This window comes from Enterobacter sp. RHBSTW-00994 (assembly GCF_013782625.1).
Taxonomy (GTDB): Bacteria; Pseudomonadota; Gammaproteobacteria; order Enterobacterales; family Enterobacteriaceae; genus Enterobacter.
Map to the genome: position 1 here is coordinate 395690 of NZ_CP056199.1, position 16885 is coordinate 412574.

At 53.0% G+C, this 16885-nt stretch carries 18 protein-coding genes; 9 read left to right on the forward strand and 9 right to left on the reverse strand.

Features of this window, described 5'->3' with window-relative positions; translation table 11 throughout:
* Window positions 1-163: 163 nt before the first annotated feature.
* From HV346_RS01855 to HV346_RS01865, 3 genes are all read left to right on the forward strand, one after another.
* Window positions 164-457 carry a co-chaperone GroES gene (locus tag HV346_RS01855; protein WP_003855929.1) on the forward strand — a complete coding sequence of 98 codons (294 nt, stop codon included), beginning with the start codon at window positions 164-166 and terminating at the stop codon, window positions 455-457.
* A gap of 44 nt (window positions 458-501) precedes the next feature.
* Window positions 502-2145, forward strand: a complete 1644-nt coding sequence (gene groL / locus HV346_RS01860; RefSeq protein ID WP_181621932.1) for a chaperonin GroEL — start codon at window positions 502-504, stop codon at window positions 2143-2145.
* Between the two features lie 133 nt (window positions 2146-2278).
* Entirely contained in the window at window positions 2279-2632 is a 354-nt protein-coding gene (locus tag HV346_RS01865; protein ID WP_181621933.1) for a DUF4156 domain-containing protein, read from the forward strand.
* A gap of 44 nt (window positions 2633-2676) precedes the next feature.
* Here the strand turns inward: HV346_RS01865 and epmB are convergent, their stop codons facing one another.
* A complete protein-coding gene (epmB, locus tag HV346_RS01870; RefSeq protein WP_181621934.1) occupies window positions 2677-3705 on the reverse strand; it encodes an EF-P beta-lysylation protein EpmB in 1029 nt (342 codons plus the stop codon).
* 41 nt (window positions 3706-3746) lie between these two features.
* On the opposite strand from epmB, the gene efp reads away from it, so the two are divergent.
* The 3 genes from efp (at window position 3747) to ecnB (ending at window position 4827) form a co-directional block, all read left to right on the forward strand.
* Window positions 3747-4313 carry an elongation factor P gene (efp, locus tag HV346_RS01875; RefSeq protein WP_181621935.1) on the forward strand — a complete coding sequence of 189 codons (567 nt, stop codon included), beginning with the start codon at window positions 3747-3749 and terminating at the stop codon, window positions 4311-4313.
* A gap of 128 nt (window positions 4314-4441) precedes the next feature.
* Complete coding sequence (locus tag HV346_RS01880) at window positions 4442-4573, forward strand: entericidin A/B family lipoprotein (RefSeq protein ID WP_181623668.1); 132 nt, start codon at window positions 4442-4444, stop codon at window positions 4571-4573.
* Between the two features lie 107 nt (window positions 4574-4680).
* A complete protein-coding gene (gene ecnB, locus HV346_RS01885) occupies window positions 4681-4827 on the forward strand; it encodes a lipoprotein toxin entericidin B (protein ID WP_038984044.1) in 147 nt (48 codons plus the stop codon).
* Window positions 4828-4863: 36 nt separating this feature from the next.
* On the opposite strand, the gene HV346_RS01890 is transcribed toward ecnB, so the two are convergent.
* Window positions 4864-5463 (reverse strand): LuxR C-terminal-related transcriptional regulator, encoded by a 600-nt coding sequence (locus HV346_RS01890; RefSeq protein ID WP_181621936.1) that lies wholly within the window; start codon window positions 5461-5463, stop codon window positions 4864-4866.
* Window positions 5464-5727: 264 nt separating this feature from the next.
* Between HV346_RS01890 and sugE the strand changes: the two genes are divergently transcribed.
* Window positions 5728-6045, forward strand: a complete 318-nt coding sequence (gene sugE, locus HV346_RS01895; RefSeq protein WP_181621937.1) for a quaternary ammonium compound efflux SMR transporter SugE — start codon at window positions 5728-5730, stop codon at window positions 6043-6045.
* Here sugE and HV346_RS01900 read toward each other — a convergent pair.
* Window positions 6042-6572, reverse strand: coding sequence for a lipocalin family protein (locus HV346_RS01900; RefSeq protein WP_181621938.1), 531 nt, complete (start codon window positions 6570-6572; stop codon window positions 6042-6044). The two genes, sugE and HV346_RS01900, sit on opposite strands and share 4 nt — an antisense overlap.
* A gap of 143 nt (window positions 6573-6715) precedes the next feature.
* On the reverse strand, window positions 6716-7861 hold the full coding sequence (gene blaACT / locus HV346_RS01905) for an ACT family cephalosporin-hydrolyzing class C beta-lactamase (protein WP_181621939.1): 1146 nt from the start codon (window positions 7859-7861) through the stop codon (window positions 6716-6718).
* A 132-nt stretch (window positions 7862-7993) separates the two neighbouring features.
* On the opposite strand from blaACT, the gene ampR reads away from it, so the two are divergent.
* Complete coding sequence (gene ampR / locus HV346_RS01910; protein WP_181621940.1) at window positions 7994-8869, forward strand: LysR family transcriptional regulator AmpR; 876 nt, start codon at window positions 7994-7996, stop codon at window positions 8867-8869.
* Window positions 8870-8898: 29 nt separating this feature from the next.
* On the opposite strand, the gene frdD is transcribed toward ampR, so the two are convergent.
* The 4 genes from frdD to frdA are packed head-to-tail and all read right to left on the reverse strand — an operon-like array spanning window position 8899 to window position 12193.
* The gene (gene frdD, locus HV346_RS01915) at window positions 8899-9258 is read right to left on the reverse strand and encodes a fumarate reductase subunit FrdD (RefSeq protein WP_181621941.1); all 360 of its coding nucleotides are present in this window, start codon (window positions 9256-9258) and stop codon (window positions 8899-8901) included.
* Window positions 9259-9269: 11 nt separating this feature from the next.
* Window positions 9270-9665: a fumarate reductase subunit FrdC gene (frdC, locus tag HV346_RS01920; protein ID WP_181623669.1), complete on the reverse strand. Its 396-nt coding sequence runs from the start codon at window positions 9663-9665 to the stop codon at window positions 9270-9272.
* Window positions 9666-9675: 10 nt separating this feature from the next.
* Window positions 9676-10410, reverse strand: coding sequence for a succinate dehydrogenase/fumarate reductase iron-sulfur subunit (locus HV346_RS01925; RefSeq protein ID WP_181621942.1), 735 nt, complete (start codon window positions 10408-10410; stop codon window positions 9676-9678).
* Entirely contained in the window at window positions 10403-12193 is a 1791-nt protein-coding gene (frdA, locus tag HV346_RS01930; protein ID WP_181621943.1) for a fumarate reductase (quinol) flavoprotein subunit, read from the reverse strand. Before frdA ends, HV346_RS01925 begins: the two co-directional genes overlap by 8 nt.
* A gap of 310 nt (window positions 12194-12503) precedes the next feature.
* On the opposite strand from frdA, the gene epmA reads away from it, so the two are divergent.
* The gene (gene epmA / locus HV346_RS01935; RefSeq protein WP_181621944.1) at window positions 12504-13481 is read left to right on the forward strand and encodes an elongation factor P--(R)-beta-lysine ligase; all 978 of its coding nucleotides are present in this window, start codon (window positions 12504-12506) and stop codon (window positions 13479-13481) included.
* A 66-nt stretch (window positions 13482-13547) separates the two neighbouring features.
* Here epmA and mscM read toward each other — a convergent pair whose 3' ends face one another.
* Entirely contained in the window at window positions 13548-16871 is a 3324-nt protein-coding gene (gene mscM, locus HV346_RS01940; protein ID WP_181621945.1) for a miniconductance mechanosensitive channel MscM, read from the reverse strand.
* Window positions 16872-16885 lie beyond the last annotated feature (14 nt).

Consider the following 16885-nt stretch of genomic DNA (forward strand, 5'->3'; position numbering starts at 1 on the left):
AAGATCAAAAGAGGGGCGATGGTAACACTTTCGCAAATTTTTTTTCGACTCCCCCTTGAAGGGAGAAAAACCCATCCCCATCTCTCAGGGCACTAGCCGGAAAACCGTATACGGCCCGGCGTCATCCATAACTGATAATGACTTTCTCAAAGGAGAGCTATCAATGAGTATTCGTCCGTTACATGATCGTGTGATCGTCAAACGTAAAGAAGTTGAAACCAAATCTGCTGGCGGCATCGTTCTGACCGGTTCTGCAGCAGCTAAATCAACGCGTGGCGAAATCATCGCTGTCGGTAAGGGCCGCATTCTGGAAAACGGAACTGTGCAGCCTCTGGACGTTAAAGTTGGTGACATCGTGATTTTCAACGATGGCTACGGCGTGAAATCCGAGAAGATCGACAATGAAGAAGTGTTGATCATGTCCGAAAGCGACATTCTGGCAATTGTTGAAGCGTAATCCGCGAACGACACTGAACATACGATTTTAAGGGAAAGATTAAAATGGCAGCTAAAGACGTAAAATTCGGTAACGACGCTCGTGTGAAAATGCTGCGCGGCGTAAACGTACTGGCAGATGCAGTTAAAGTAACCCTGGGCCCGAAAGGCCGTAACGTAGTGCTGGACAAATCCTTCGGCGCACCAACCATCACCAAAGATGGTGTTTCCGTTGCACGTGAAATCGAACTGGAAGACAAGTTCGAAAACATGGGCGCTCAGATGGTGAAAGAAGTTGCCTCTAAAGCGAACGACGCAGCTGGCGACGGTACTACCACCGCGACCGTACTGGCGCAGGCAATCATCGCTGAAGGCCTGAAAGCGGTTGCTGCGGGCATGAACCCGATGGATCTGAAACGTGGTATCGACAAAGCTGTCGTTGCGGCTGTTGAAGAACTGAAAGCGCTGTCTGTACCGTGCTCTGACTCTAAAGCGATTGCCCAGGTGGGTACTATCTCCGCTAACTCCGACGAAACCGTAGGTAAACTGATCGCGGAAGCGATGGATAAAGTCGGTAAAGAAGGTGTTATCACCGTTGAAGATGGTACAGGTCTGGAAGACGAACTGGACGTGGTTGAAGGTATGCAGTTCGACCGTGGCTACCTGTCCCCATACTTCATCAACAAGCCGGAAACGGGTGCTGTAGAACTGGAAAGCCCGTTCATCCTGCTGGCTGATAAGAAAATCTCCAACATCCGCGAAATGCTGCCAGTACTGGAAGCCGTTGCGAAAGCCGGTAAACCACTGGTTATCATCGCTGAAGATGTTGAAGGCGAAGCACTGGCTACGCTGGTGGTTAACACCATGCGCGGTATCGTGAAAGTGGCTGCGGTTAAAGCTCCTGGTTTCGGCGACCGTCGTAAAGCAATGCTGCAAGATATCGCTACGCTGACCGGTGGTACTGTGATTTCTGAAGAAATCGGTATGGAACTGGAAAAAGCGACCCTGGAAGATTTGGGCCAGGCGAAACGCGTTGTGATCAACAAAGACACCACCACCATCATTGATGGCGTGGGTGACGAAGCCGCGATTCAGGGCCGCGTTGGTCAGATCCGTAAGCAGATTGAAGAAGCCACTTCTGATTACGACCGTGAAAAACTGCAGGAGCGCGTAGCGAAACTGGCAGGCGGTGTTGCGGTAATCAAAGTCGGTGCTGCGACCGAAGTTGAAATGAAAGAGAAAAAAGCACGCGTTGACGATGCCCTGCACGCGACCCGTGCTGCGGTAGAAGAAGGTGTCGTTGCAGGCGGTGGTGTTGCGCTGGTTCGCGTTGCTGCAAAACTGTCTGGCCTGACTGCTCAGAACGAAGATCAGAACGTGGGTATCAAAGTTGCGCTGCGCGCAATGGAAGCACCACTGCGTCAGATCGTATCCAACGCAGGTGAAGAGCCATCTGTTGTTGCGAACAACGTGAAAGCGGGTGAAGGTAACTACGGTTACAACGCTGCAACTGAAGAATACGGCAACATGATCGACTTCGGTATCCTGGACCCAACTAAAGTAACCCGTTCTGCTCTGCAGTACGCGGCATCTGTAGCGGGCCTGATGATCACCACCGAGTGTATGGTCACCGACCTGCCAAAAGGTGATGCTCCTGACTTAGGCGCAGCCGGTATGGGCGGTATGGGTGGAATGGGCGGCATGATGTAATCGTGCGCTATACCCCATAGCATCAAGAAACCCCCAGGCAGAAATGTCTGGGGGTTTTTCTTTTGGTCATCTTTTAGGTATAAGGTTTACACACGGACAACTACTGTCCAGCTTATTGAAAACGAGGAATAACATGCGCGTAAAAGTCTGTGCAGGGATCGTAGGGGCAGCATTGCTGCTGGCGGGTTGTAGCTCCAGTAATGAGCTGTCTGCTGGTGGTCAGAATGTTCGCTTTGTGGAAGATAAGCCGGGCAGTGAGTGCCAGCTGTTAGGTACAGCAACCGGTGAGCAAAGCAACTGGATGTCTGGTCAACACGGTGAAGAGGGGGGGTCTATGCGCGGCGCGGCAAATGCTCTGCGTAACCAGGCGGCTGCAATGGGTGGCAATGTGATTTATGGCGTGAGCAGCCCAACGCAAGGAATGTTGTCGAGCTTTGTCCCTACGGCCAGCGCAATGAATGGCCAGGTCTATAAATGCCCGAACTGATTGCCTTTTTACCCTCTCCCTTGCAGGGAGAGGGTTTGGATTAATCAACTCTGACGCAGTTGCAAATCCAGCGGCGTTTTACTCGGTTCACCACCAATCTCACGCGCCAGTTTCGGAACCATATAACCCGAGACCAGGGTCAGTAGCTCGCGCATAATCTGTCGGGCTTCCTCATCTGTGACCATGAAATGCGCCGCACCTTGCACACGGTCCAGCACGTGCAGGTAATAGGGCATCACACCTGCATCAAACAATGCGTTGCTGAGCTCAGCGAGTACTCGTGCATTATCATTGACGCCGCGCAGCAGTACGCTCTGGTTTAACAATGTCACGCCCACTTTACGCAAACGTGTCATTGCAAAGCGGAACGCGTCATCGATTTCGTTAGCGTGGTTGATATGGTTCACCAGCAGGATCTGCAACCGGGACTGCTCAAAACGCGAGACCAGACCGTCGGTAATGCGTGCAGGGATCACTATCGGCAAACGGCTGTGAATGCGCAGACGTTTAATGTGCGGAATCGCTTCCAGTTGGGCGAGTAGCCAGTCCAGTTCATGATCTTTTGCCATCAGCGGATCGCCGCCGGAAAAAATGATCTCATCCAGCTCAGGATGCGTTGCAATATAGTCCAGGGCAACCTGCCAGTTTCGCTTATTGCCCTGATTTTCGGCATAAGGGAAGTGACGGCGGAAGCAATAGCGACAATTTACCGCACAACCGCCCTTGACCAGTAGCAGCGCACGGTTCAGGTATTTATGCAATAGTCCTGGCACGACGCTGTTCTGTTCTTCCAGCGGATCAGTGCTAAACCCCGGTGCGGTAACAAACTCATCCTGAGAGGTAAGTGTTTGTTTTAGCAGAGGGTCATCAGGGTTGCCTTTTTCCATTCGCGCAACAAACGCGCGGGGAACACGCAGCGCAAAGAGACGCTTAGCCTCGCGGCCTGCGAGCAAATTTTCATGCTTATCCAGGTCTAACAGATGCAGCAGTTCATCAGGACTGGTGATTACATCGGCAAGTTGCGATAACCAATCTTCTCTGGACGGGGTATTTAGGGTTACAATATGCGCCATTTTGTGGCTTAGCTACCAGTTAACAATTTTTAGAGGGCCTTATGGCGACTTACTATAGCAACGATTTTCGTGCTGGTCTTAAAATCATGATGGACGGCGAACCGTATGCGGTTGAAGCCAGCGAATTCGTTAAACCAGGTAAAGGCCAGGCGTTTGCACGCGTTAAGCTGCGCCGCCTGCTGACCGGTACTCGTGTAGAGAAAACCTTCAAGTCCACCGACTCCGCTGAAGGCGCAGACGTTGTCGATATGAACCTGACTTACCTCTACAACGACGGTGAGTTCTATCACTTCATGAACAACTCTACTTTCGAACAGCTGTCTGCTGACGAGAAAGCCGTTGGCGAAAACGCGAAATGGCTGCTGGATCAGGCCGAGTGCATCGTGACCCTGTGGAATGGCCAGCCTATCTCTGTGACCCCACCTAACTTCGTCGAGCTGGAAATCGTTGAAACCGATCCAGGCCTGAAAGGTGACACCGCAGGTACTGGCGGTAAGCCAGCTAAACTGTCTACCGGTGCAGTGGTTAAAGTTCCACTGTTCGTACAGACGGGCGAAGTGATCAAAGTGGATACTCGCTCTGGCGAATATGTATCCCGCGTGAAGTAATTCACGTATACCCGTCATATTTTACGTTGCAAAAGGCGTTGGCTTTTATGCAGCGTGAATGACTTTGGGTATGAACGAGTAAAGGCGCAGCGTTCGCTGCGCCTGAACGACTGATTCAGGCAGGGATGATGAAACGTACCGTTAAAATTCTACTGCTGCTGGTCCTCTCCAGCGCGATACTTTCCGGTTGCAACACCGCGCGCGGCGTTGGCGAAGATATCAAAGACCTGGGCCACGCGATCTCGCACGCTGCCAGCTAATTCTCTCCAGTATTCCTAAAATCGCTTCCGGTTCCGTCATGTTACGGGATTTTGTCTATGCTTAAGTGGCTATGCACAAACAACTTTGGCTATAAAAGGAAGAAATTATGGTTAAGAAAACAATTGCAGCGTTATTTTCTGTCCTGGTGCTTTCTTCAGTTTTAACCGCCTGTAACACCACGCGTGGGGTTGGTCAGGATATTTCTGAAGGTGGTAGTGCAATATCGGGTGCAGCAACAAAAGCACAGCAGTAATGAAAAACGGTACGGGACTGAGCCGTTGCCGTACCGTTAGCTTTCCGATTCCTGCAAAGACAAAAATGGAGAGAAGCGCGTATCCATATGCAGTTTCATGCGGATATTGCGCTTGTAGGTATAGACCGTTTTCCCGTTGATACTCAGGTGGCTGGCAATTTTTTGGTTACTCGCGCCATCCATCCACAATGTCAGCACTTTCTCTTCTTGTCGGGTCAATAGTGGCGCGGCAATTTGTGGTATCTCCACGCTGGAACAGGATGTTAATGCATCATTAATGACGGTTGCCAGTTTCTCAAGATCCACATTTTTCAACAGCGATGACCAAACCGGGAATTGCGCCAGATAGCCCCCCATCTCTTGTTCTTCACCCGACTGCAGCAAAATAAAGGGTAATGTCTCGCTGGCAATCAACAAGGATGACAGCTGCTGGAAATGATGAATATCCTGCTTGAAGCTGTGTAAATCAGCGATAACCAGCGTCGGTTTCCACTGCAGAATGTGCTCTCTGGCGAGGAAAAGATTATTCAGTCCGGTCACAACGAAATGACCAGGAAACAAGCCTGAATGATTGAGCCATGCTTCAAACCCTGCACGGGTGAAGTGACAACGGTCAATCAAAAGAATTTTGAACATATTGTATTCGCAGTTGGCAAAGGGGTTGGGCTTCCTGCCATCAGAAAGCACACCATCATAGGGAAGTCGGATGAGTGATAAATGCCTGAACTACGCGGCATACTGAGGCTATTTCTTGCCTTAACACGTTCAGCACAAAAGGATTGAAAAAAAATCACTCACTAACCAAAATATGACGAGTAATCTCTGCCTTACAGGACGACCTGTAAGTGCATCCTTCATCGGGGACGGCCCCAACTGTTGTTTAAGTTAAGGAGCCTGACTATGTCCTGGATTATTCTTGTCGTTGCCGGTTTGCTTGAGGTGGTATGGGCGATTGGCCTGAAATACACCCACGGTTTTACCCGCCTGACCCCCAGCATTATTACTGTCACTGCTATGATCGTCAGCATTGCTCTGTTGTCATGGGCGATGCGTACATTGCCGGTCGGTACAGCTTATGCCGTCTGGACGGGTATCGGTGCGGTGGGCGCTGCTATCACGGGGATCCTGCTACTGGGGGAATCGGCGAGTCTGGCACGCATTGCCAGCCTCGCCCTGATAGTCGCCGGCATTATTGGTCTAAAGCTCAGTGCACACTAATGCGGTTGTTCGACCCAGATTAGCTTCGTAACATCAAACCCTTGCCGGGTTGCGATATCCAGCATCTGCTGCTTCATTTCACTGGAAATGGTTGGCGTGCGGGAGAGTATCCATAGATAGTCGCGATCCGGCCCGCAAACCAGCGCGTGCCGATACTCTCTGTCCAGTGCGATCACGTTATATCCGCCATAGAATGGCCCGAAAAACGACACTTTCAGGGCTGCTCTGCTTTGCGCGCCGGTAAAGTACGCTTTGCCGATTGACTGCTGCCACATGCCGCGATCAGGATTATAGCCCCGGTTGATCACCTGGACACCCCCGTCGTCCATTGTGCTGTAGTTTGCCGTCACTCTCTGTAAGCCACGCTCAAATCGATGATCAAAACGGGCGATTTCATACCACGTGCCCAGATATCGCTGGGCGTCGAAATTACTGACGACGGTAACGCCGGAAGGCGGGGTTGGTGAGCTACAGGCAACCACTAAAAACGCGGCTGTGACTGCGGCGATAACAGGTAGGATGCGCATGGTCGTTTCCTTACTGACTTTTTGTTAAGTGTAGATTACAGCAAGGAAAATGCGGGGCATGTGCGGTATGTTTTGCCGGGCGGCGCTAACGCTTACCCGGCCTAAAGAAGGCAGACCCGCGCAAGCGCAGCACCGCCGGGCAACTAGCGCAGAGCGTCAAGAATACGGTAAGCCGTTTCCACTCGCGCCGGGTTGGGGTAGCTCTTGTTTGCCAGCATCACGATACCAAGGTTCTTTTCAGGGATAAAAGCGACGTAACTGCCGAACCCGCCAGTAGAACCCGTTTTATGTACCCAGGACGCTTTGACTGGTGGTGCAGGAGGATCCACTTCTGTTGCCGGTAACGGTGCAAGTGCGACTTTATTATCACTGCCATCAATCACTGTTTTAGCGTTTACCGGCCAGTTTAGCATCTCCCAGCCCAGGCCCTGATACATAGAACCGACACGCCAGTAGCGTGATTGCGCCAGAGCGATCCCCTGTTTTAATGACGCATCCTGAATCTTGTCTGGCGCTATGTTGGCCATCACCCAATTTGCCATATCCCTGATATTCGTTTTAACGCCGTAAGCTTCGGCATCCAGCATGCCGGGTGAAACATGGACTGCGTTACCATCACGATAACCCCAGGCGTAGTGCTTCTCTTCCGCTTTGGGGACATTAATCCAGGTATGTGCCATGTTTAGTGGCTTGAGGACTCGAGTGGTCATGGCTTTTTCAAAACTCATGCCGGAAGGCTTTACTGCCAGTGCGCCAAACAGACCAATACTGGCGTTCGCATAGAGGCGTGTTGTGCCGGGTTTCCATTGTGGTTGCCAGGTTTGGTAGAAATGCAGCAGAGAGTCGGTGTCTGTGACGTCGTCCGGGACTTGCAACGGTAGGCCGCCAGCGGTGTAGGTCGCCAGATCCAGAAGGCGAATACCTTGCCACTGTTTTCCGGTGAGTTCAGGCCAATATTGTGTTACCTGATCGTTGAGTGAAATTTCACCCCGGGCAATTGCGTCACCGCCAAGCACGCCCGTGAAGGTTTTGCTAATGGATCCCAGTTCGAACAGTGTCTGTTGCGTCACCGGCCGGTTTGCTGCGGTATCCGCTTTCCCGAAGGTGAAATAGTAGGGGTGACCCTCATAAATCACGGCCACCGCCATGCCAGGGATCGCCTGTGTTTTCATCAGCGGTGTAATGGTTCTTTCCACCACGTCAGCCAGCTGTTTTTCTGACATCGGTGCGGCAATGGCGGAGTAAGATAGGCCGAGCAACAGCGCGCAGCAAAGGGATTTTTTCATCATCAGTTATCTTCCGTAATGGCGGGTCGAGGGAGTGTCCGGGCCCATCAGACGAGCGTAGTCTGTTGGATTTGACTCCGCCTGACAAACGGTTAAATTTAGCATTAGCTGTTAATTTTTCTAACGGATTGGTCTATGACGCGCAGCTATCTTCCGCTTAATTCGCTTCGGGCATTTGAAGCCGCCGCAAGGCATCTCAGTTTTACTCATGCTGCAATCGAGCTGAATGTTACTCATTCTGCAATCAGCCAGCATGTGAAAACGCTGGAACAACACCTCAATTGTCAGTTGTTCGTCCGTGTCTCGCGCGGCCTGATGTTGACCACGGAAGGTGAGAATCTGTTGCCGGTACTGAACGACTCGTTCGACCGCATTGCCGGTATGCTGGATCGCTTTGCGCACCATCGTGCGCAAGAAAAACTGAAAATGGGTGTCGTGGGTACGTTTGCGACCGGTATTTTATTCTCGCAGCTCGAGGATTTTCGCCGCAGTTATCCCCATATCGATCTCCAGCTTTCTACCCATAACAACCGTGTTGATCCGGCGGCAGAAGGGCTGGATTACACGATTCGCTACGGCGGAGGAGCATGGCACGGAACCGATGCAATTTTCCTTTGTGATGCGCCACTGGCGCCGCTTTGCACACCAGACATTGCCGCCGGGCTGAATTCACCTGCGGATCTACTGAAATTTACCCTGCTGCGCTCCTATCGGCGGGATGAGTGGGCCACCTGGATGCAGGCCGCCGGTGGACCACAACCATCGCCTACGCACCGGGTTATGGTGTTTGATTCTTCTGTCACGATGCTGGAAGCCGCACAGGCAGGTGTGGGTATTGCTATTGCGCCAGTGGCGATGTTTACCCATTTGCTGAACAGCGAGCGAATCGTGCAGCCCTTCGACACGCAAATTGATCTCGGTAGTTACTGGCTCACGCGATTGCAGTCACGGGCAGAAACACCCGCAATGCACGAGTTTTCACGGTGGCTGGTGGGGAAAATGTCGAACTAAAAGGCCCGCAGGATAGCGGGCCTGAACAGTCAGATGGTAACAACAGCGATCAGTGTTACCACGGTCAGGATGGTTGCCAGACCGTAGAACACCCATTTCCCATTTGGTACATGGATTTTCAGATCATGCATGGCGTGGTGGATACGGTGCAAACCACACCACAGCGGCAGGACAATCATCAGAAAGATGAATACGCGGCCAATAAAGCTGCTCGCGAAGGCCAGCACGCGTTCGTAACCTAATGCCTCGCCAGGGAACAGCCCCAGTGGCAGCATAACGCCGACCAGCAGGATAATGACGGGAGCGATAATGGCACTCCACATGCCGCCTGCACCAAACAGACCCCAGAATACCGGCTCGTCAGAGCGTTTTGGATTTGGATTGATCACAGTGGCCTCCTTTACCAGAACAGTGCGACAAACAGAACGACCACGGTGACGATTGCCGTCACTCCCCAGAGCCCTTTAATCACCGGCTCTGGCCCCATTTTTTCACCTTTAACAATGATGTTCGCTGCTTTTGGCGCGAGCTCAAACCAGGTTTTGGTATGCAATAATGCGGCAGCCAGTACGATCAGGTTCAGGAGCACTACAACAGGGTTTTGCAGGAAACCGACAAAGTTAGCCCAGGTTTCCGGACCGTGCTTCAGGGCAAATACGGCATACATCAGTTCAATACTGAACCAGACAGCCGGAACCGCTGTACCTTCACGCAGCATATAGAAGCGATAAAACGGCAGTTTTTTCCACCAGGTGGCAGGCATTGGCCGCACGTAGGCTTTGCGTTTAGTCGTCATCATGCACTCCTTAGCGTGGTTTCAGGGTTGCGATAAGAAAGTCTTTCGAACTTTCCACTTTACCCTGCTGAATAGCGGCAGCCGGATCGACATGCTTTGGACACACTTCGGAGCAATAGCCTACGAAGGTGCAGGTCCAGACGCCGTTCTGGCCGTTGAGTTGCGCCATACGTTCTTTTTTCCCGTGGTCTCGGCTGTCCTCGTTGTAGCGGTGTGCCAGCGTAATGGCCGCCGGGCCGATGAACTCTGGGTTCAGGCCAAACTGCGGACAGGCGGCGTAGCACAGGCCACAGTTGATGCAGCCGGAGAACTGATGGTATTTCGCCATCTGTGCAGGCGTCTGGGTGTTGGGGCCTTGATCCGGCGTGCGCGGATTGCCGATGATATACGGCTTAATCGCTTCCAGGCTTTCGATAAAGTGGGTCATATCGACCACCAAATCGCGTTCAATCGGGAAGTTACCCAGCGCTTCTACCTTGATGCCTTTGGTGTATTCACGCAGGAAGGTTTTACAGGCCAGTTTTGGTACTTTGTTGACCATCATGCCGCAGGAACCACAAATCGCCATACGGCAAGACCAGCGGTAGCTGAGATCTGGTGCCAGATTATCTTTAATGTACCCAAGCGCATCCAGCAGCGATGTTTGCTCGTCGTAAGGAACTTCATAGAAAGCGCTGTGCGGTGCGGAATCCACTTCCGGGTTGTAGCGCACCACTTCAACTTTCAGGGTTTGCATCTCAGCCATTGGTCGTCTCCTTCTTCTCGGCTGCTTCCGCTTCCGCGCCATACACTCGTTTTGCTGGTGGCAGCGTTGTGATCTTCACATCGCTGTAATCCAGACGCGTTGCGCCATCTGCATCACGCCAGGCAAGAGTGTGTTTCAGGAAATTGACGTCATCACGTTCAGTACAGCCTTCATCCAGACGCTGGTGAGCACCACGTGACTCTTTACGCGCGAGGGCGGAGTGTGCCATACATTCGGCCACGTTCAGGCCATGGCCCAGTTCGATGGTATAGAGCAGGTCAGTGTTGAACACGCTGGAGGTATCGGTAATGCGGACGCGTTTGAAGCGCTCTTGCAGCTCTGCCAGCTTGTCGACGGTTTTTTGCATCAGTTCTGGCGTACGGTAGATACCGCAACCTTCTTCCATCGACAGGCCCATTTCGTCACGGATTTTTGACCAGTTCTCGCTGCCTTCCTGGTTGACCAGGTCCTTCAGCCGTTTTTCCACGTCAGCCACTTGCGCATCCAGCGCCGCGCTGTTTGCTTCGCCCGCGGTAGCCGCACGTTCCATGGCGCGTTCACCGGCCATACGTCCGAACACCACCAGTTCTGCCAATGAGTTAGAGCCCAGACGGTTTGCACCGTGCAGGCCAACAGAGGAACACTCACCGACGGCAAAGAGGCCTTTAATCCGGGTTTCACACTGCTGATCGGTTTCGATACCGCCCATGGTGTAGTGTGCGGTTGGGCGAACCGGGATCGGCTCTTTCACCGGGTCGACACCCACGTAGGCTTTTGCCAGCTCACAGATGAACGGCAGACGCTCCAGTAACTTTTTCTCACCGAGATGACGCAGGTCGAGATAGACCACATCACCGCGCGGGGTCGGGATCGTGTTGCCTTTGCGCCATTCATGCCAGAATGCCTGGGAGACTTTGTCGCGTGGGCCCAGTTCCATGTATTTGTTTTTCGGCTCGCCGAGCGGTGTTTCCGGCCCCATGCCGTAGTCCTGCAAATAGCGGTAGCCATTTTTGTTGACCAGAATACCGCCTTCACCGCGACAGCCTTCCGTCATCAGAATGCCTGAACCTGGCAGCCCGGTTGGGTGATACTGGACAAACTCCATATCTCGCAGAGGAACGCCGTGGCTGAGTGCCATGCCCATCCCGTCGCCGGTGACGATGCCGCCGTTCGTGTTGTAGCGATAAACACGACCAGCCCCGCCTGTCGCCATCACCACCGCTTTCGCGCGGATCTGGACCAGTGAGCCTTCCATCATGTTCATTGCCACCAGGCCACGAGCCTCTCCGTCATCAACCAGAATATCCAGTACGAAGTGTTCGTCGAAGCGTTGAATTTGAGGGAACTGGAGGGAGGTCTGGAACAGGGTATGGAGCATGTGGAAGCCCGTTTTATCGGCGGCGAACCAGGTGCGTTCAATCTTCATTCCACCGAAGCGGCGAACGTTAACGCTGCCGTCTGGACGACGGCTCCACGGGCATCCCCACTGTTCGAGTTGGGTCATTTCGGTTGGACAATGATGCACGAAGTAGTCAACGACATCCTGTTCGCAAAGCCAGTCGCCCCCTGCAACCGTGTCGTGGAAATGGTATTCGAAGCTGTCATGATCCTGCGCAACGGCGGCGGATCCTCCTTCTGCAGCAACCGTATGGCTACGCATCGGGTAGACTTTTGAAATCAATGCGATTTTAGCGTTTGGATTAGCTTGTGCTGCAGCAATTGCAGCCCGTAATCCCGCGCCGCCAGCACCTATAACGGCAAGATCGGCTTGAAAAGTTTGCACGACATTCCTCCAGATTTTTGTTATTTCGCGATGCGATGACCTAAAGGTAGTTCACTTACCCGAGTCGTCGACGACGAAAGTGTTTCCACTGTTCCTTTATGGGTAAGGCAGTATAACCGCGTGGATGTGAGGGAAATTTGACGTGTTCGATTTTTTTGCTGTTATGTGCGGTGATTTATCATTGTGATTGATGAATTGGGTCACGTAATTTCCTGCTCCGGTGAAATGGACGCTTTTGCCGCGCAAAATTTGTCTCTGTCCCCGCTAACGAGTAGACTTCGTGCCCTTGTCTGACATCGGAGAAAAACTCATGAGCGAAACGGCCACCTGGCAGCCGAGCGCATCCATCCCTAACCTGCTAAAACGCGCAGCAATTATGGCGGAAATTCGTCGCTTCTTTGCCGATCGCGGTGTACTGGAGGTGGAAACGCCGTGCATGAGTCAGGCAACGGTAACCGATATTCATCTGGTCCCGTTTGAAACCCGTTTTGTTGGCCCCGGCCACTCGCAGGGTATGAATTTGTATCTGATGACCAGCCCGGAATACCACATGAAACGTCTTCTGGCGGCGGGATGTGGCCCGGTATATCAACTGTGCAGAAGCTTCCGTAATGAAGAGATGGGGCGTCACCATAATCCAGAATTCACCATGCTGGAGTGGTATCGCCCACATTACGATATGTACCGCCTGATGAACGAGGTGGACGACTTGCTCCAACAGGTGCTGGATTGTTCCGAAGCTGAAACGCTCTCCTACCAGCAGGCGTTTCAACGCCATCTGGAAATTGACCCGCTGTCTGCCGATAAAACCCAACTGCGTGAAGTGGCGGCGAAGCTGGATTTGAGCAATGTTGCGGACACAGAAGAAGATCGTGATACGTTGCTGCAACTGCTGTTCACCTTTGGTGTCGAGCCGCAGATTGGTAAAGATCGGCCGACCTTTGTTTACCATTTCCCGGCGAGTCAGGCCTCTCTGGCACAGATCAGCACTGAAGATCATCGTGTGGCAGAACGTTTTGAGGTCTATTACAAAGGTATTGAGCTGGCGAATGGTTTCCACGAACTGACCGATGCGCGTGAACAGCAACAGCGCTTTGAGCAGGATAACCGTAAGCGCGCAGCGCGCGGGCTGCCACAACAGCCGATTGACCATAATCTTCTTGAAGCATTAGCGGCGGGCCTGCCGGATAGCTCCGGTGTCGCGCTGGGGGTGGATCGTCTGGTAATGCTGGCGCTGGGTGCTGAGCAGCTTGCGGATGTGATTGCTTTCACGGTCGACAGAGCCTGACGGTTTTTGGCCTCTCCTGTAGGAGAGGCTTGGTGTGTGGGCATTAGGCCCCACACACCATTAACCTTACAAACTTCCTGCCGGGCGTTTCCTTGCCGCTGATGTAATCGTTCTTCCCGTTTTGCGGCCATCCAGGCTTTCCAGACGCATCTGGAACGGAGGGAATGGCATATCGATTCCGTGTTCACGGAAGCCCGCCAGAATCAGTTGATGGATTTCATGGCGCAGCGGCATGCGATGCCCCATTTCGGCGGCGTAGATACGCAGTTCGAAAATCTGGATCCCCTGCTGTAAATCCACCAAAAAGACTTCCGGTGCTGGGTTATCGATAACCAGTGAACAGCGCTCTGCCGCGGTGTACAGAATTTGTGTGACCTCTTCACTGTTAGCATCCGACGGTGCAGGAACCGTCAGAACAACACGTGTTACCGAATCGGACAGCGACCAGTTGATAAACTGCTCGGTGATAAACGCTTTGTTCGGCACGATGATCTCTTTGCGATCCCAATCGCTGATCGTGGTCGCACGGGTGTTGATCTTGGTGACGCTACCCGTTAAATCGCGGATCGTGACCGTATCGCCAATGCGGATCGGTTTTTCGAACAAAATGATCAAGCCTGAAACGAAGTTAGCGAAGATCTCCTGTAAACCGAAGCCCAGACCAACGGTCAGTGCGGCAACCAACCACTGCAGTTTTGACCACTCAATACCGATCATTGAGAAGCCAACCAGCCCACCAAACAGCATAATTAAATACTTGGTGATAGTGGTAATGGCGTAACCCGTTCCCGGTGTTAAATCCAGGTGCTGCAACAGTGCCAGCTCTAACAACGCGGGGAAGTTACGCACCAGTTGCGTGGTAATGATGAGCACCAGAATGGCAATCAATACCGCGCCGAGGGTAATAGGCTCCAGGCTTTCGACACCCTGAACCGTTGAGGTGACGTCCCACAGGGAAATATTTTCCAGGAAACCAAAAGCGGAGTGAATTTCCGACCACAGAACGATCACCGAGAGCAGGGCGATCAACATCAGAATAGAACGTACCAGACGCAGCGACTGGGTACTAATGGCATCGAGATCCAGTTCGGCCTCATCCACCTCATTGTTGCCTTCGGTGCTGTTGGCGTGGTGAGGATCTTCTTCACCGCGTGCTCGTTGGGCCAGGATTTCAGCACGCCGATGTTTGGCTCGATCAAATGCCAGCCGGCGGCGCTGAATTAACATCCAGCGACGGATGACGTGATAGACCACCAGAAGAAGGAACCATATGGCAACAGACGTTTCGAGTCGCGCCAACAGGGCCTGAGCCGTTGCCAGATAACCGACCGCTGCTGCCAGAATGGCGGCCAGCGGTGCGGTGAGTAACAGATTCCACAGCAGGCGGTTGAACATGTTTTCACCGCTACCTGTTTTATCAAGATAGAGCGGAATGCCCGCCCGTTTCAGGCTGAGTGTCACCATCGCCAGCGCCCCGCCAATCAGCATAAAGCAGAGACGACCCAGCGAGCCGGAGAATTCCCGATCGTTAAGGTTATCGAACATAATCAGTGCCATGATCAATGGCACGATAAGCCCGATACTCATCAGGTAATAGCGCATGGCGCGGACTACGCGCTGGCGCGGCCAGGCAAAGTGGGCGATGAACAGTCCATTTGGACGCGCAAAGGTGGCACAAATCATTACGACCCACAGCAGAGGTACGGTGGCGGTAACACCATCGCCAATTGCCACTGCGAGCGGATACGGCCAGGCCTCGCGCAGGCCGTAGCCCAGTGTCATCCAGAGCACAGGCAGCGGTGAGGCGACGAGTATCGACCAGAACACAGTGCGCAGTGTGAGCCAGAAGTGATCTTGCGTGACTTTGCCTACGCGCGCACCAGAGCGTTCAAGGAAGCGGGTGAAATGCCTGCGCGAATAAATGCTGCACCCTACCAGAATCAACGCCCCTAGCAGCGGGAAGATGGTCTCTTTGCTGGTGAGCATCATGACGCTGGCCTGGCCCAACTGGCTGAAGGTATCCAGCGAGATCAGACGGCGCAGATCCTGCACAATCTCAATCGGCCACGAGAATGTCATCGGACGGACATCAGAGGTCCAGAAGAGATAGCGGTGGGTCGCTTCGTTCACCTCCTTCAACGCATCTTCAAGCTGGCTATTGGAGACCTTCAGCTTGGTCAGCTCCAGAATCAACGTATCGCCACCCTGCAACAGTGAGTTCAGTAATTCCCGCTGAGTCCGCATCTGCGCTTCCAGAATGCGGTTTTGCTCGTTGGTGAGCGCTTGCCCATCGGCCTGACGGATCTGGCGGATTTGCGGCTGTTTGTTGAGTAAATCTTCAAAGTGCAGGCGCTGGACGCGTAACTGCGCCATTTCGGTATCAAGCTGCTGCGGTTTTGGCATTTCCGGCAAACGTGCAACCTGCGCACGCAGTGCTTCACCCAACAGGTTAGAAGACCCCAGCCACTGGGATTGTTCACGCAAGGTGTTTAGAGCCTGGCGAACCTGCAAGGTCTGGTTAGTTGCCTGACGTTGCTGTGAGGCGACCAGATCCATACGTTGCGCTTGCTGGTTCAGTGCCGCGGAAAGCTCACGGTTGACCTTAAATTGATCGACGATCCCGACTGGCAGGTTATCGCTGTTTTCGGCCAGTAATTCGGTACTTTCCAGTGCGCGTTCAGCTTCACGCTGACGCTGGCTGTTCAACTGGTTACGCAAGGCTTGCAGGTAGGCATCAAGCTGTTCGCTTTGCTTTTGTGCCAGCTCGGAGCGCATACGCGCCAGTTCCTGACGGTTATTTGCCGATAGCTGGGCCAGCTCTAGCTCATTAACCAGCGCTTTCAGTTTGGCCGATTCAGCCTGAATGCCGAGATTCTGGGCCTGACTTTGCGGAGTGTTGCCTGATTGCGTGCCGACCCGGCGCTCAACATCATTAAGCTGGCGGCGGGCATCGGTTTGCTGTTGTGGAAGCTGGTTGAGAGAGTCAGCGATTTCCCGCGCTCGTTCCTGTTCCTGTTGAGCCTGACGGCTTTTTTCCAGCAACTGGCTACTGACCTGCAAAATCTCCTGATTCAGGGCATCAGAGGTCATGCCTGCCGGGATCTCACGTGGCTCATCACGCAGGTTATTCAACTGCGAGCGTAATGTTTGTGAGAGTTTGGGGAAGTTATCGATAACTTGCTGATATTGCTGAGCACGCTCAAGAGAACCTTTCCGTTCCTCAAGCGCGTTCAGTGCGGCCTGGAGCGTTTCGACAGTATCGGGCTGTGCGGGTTTTGCCGCTTTAGCCTGCTCCAGTTCTTGTGTGATGTGTTTGGCGTCGGGGGCCGTCGCTGCGTACGCCCCCATGCTGAGGCACCAGGCCATCAGAATTACGATAATCGGGCGCACGTCAGCGATCCTTC

Bases quoted from the DNA above. Each gene is read 5' to 3' on its own strand.
- HV346_RS01890 (WP_181621936.1), bottom strand. From the start codon at position 5,463: ATGTTCAAAATTCTTTTGATTGACCGTTGTCACTTCACCCGTGCAGGG.
- HV346_RS01865 (WP_181621933.1), top strand. From the start codon at position 2,279: ATGCGCGTAAAAGTCTGTGCAGGGATCGTAGGGGCAGCATTGCTGCTG.
- HV346_RS01900 (WP_181621938.1), bottom strand. From the start codon at position 6,572: ATGCGCATCCTACCTGTTATCGCCGCAGTCACAGCCGCGTTTTTAGTG.
- frdC (WP_181623669.1), bottom strand. From the start codon at position 9,665: ATGACGACTAAACGCAAAGCCTACGTGCGGCCAATGCCTGCCACCTGG.
- sugE (WP_181621937.1), top strand. From the start codon at position 5,728: ATGTCCTGGATTATTCTTGTCGTTGCCGGTTTGCTTGAGGTGGTATGG.
- efp (WP_181621935.1), top strand. From the start codon at position 3,747: ATGGCGACTTACTATAGCAACGATTTTCGTGCTGGTCTTAAAATCATG.
- ampR (WP_181621940.1), top strand. From the start codon at position 7,994: ATGACGCGCAGCTATCTTCCGCTTAATTCGCTTCGGGCATTTGAAGCC.
- groL (WP_181621932.1), top strand. From the start codon at position 502: ATGGCAGCTAAAGACGTAAAATTCGGTAACGACGCTCGTGTGAAAATG.
- epmA (WP_181621944.1), top strand. From the start codon at position 12,504: ATGAGCGAAACGGCCACCTGGCAGCCGAGCGCATCCATCCCTAACCTG.
- ecnB (WP_038984044.1), top strand. From the start codon at position 4,681: ATGGTTAAGAAAACAATTGCAGCGTTATTTTCTGTCCTGGTGCTTTCT.
- epmB (WP_181621934.1), bottom strand. From the start codon at position 3,705: ATGGCGCATATTGTAACCCTAAATACCCCGTCCAGAGAAGATTGGTTA.
- blaACT (WP_181621939.1), bottom strand. From the start codon at position 7,861: ATGATGAAAAAATCCCTTTGCTGCGCGCTGTTGCTCGGCCTATCTTAC.
- HV346_RS01855 (WP_003855929.1), top strand. From the start codon at position 164: ATGAGTATTCGTCCGTTACATGATCGTGTGATCGTCAAACGTAAAGAA.
- HV346_RS01925 (WP_181621942.1), bottom strand. From the start codon at position 10,410: ATGGCTGAGATGCAAACCCTGAAAGTTGAAGTGGTGCGCTACAACCCG.
- HV346_RS01880 (WP_181623668.1), top strand. From the start codon at position 4,442: ATGAAACGTACCGTTAAAATTCTACTGCTGCTGGTCCTCTCCAGCGCG.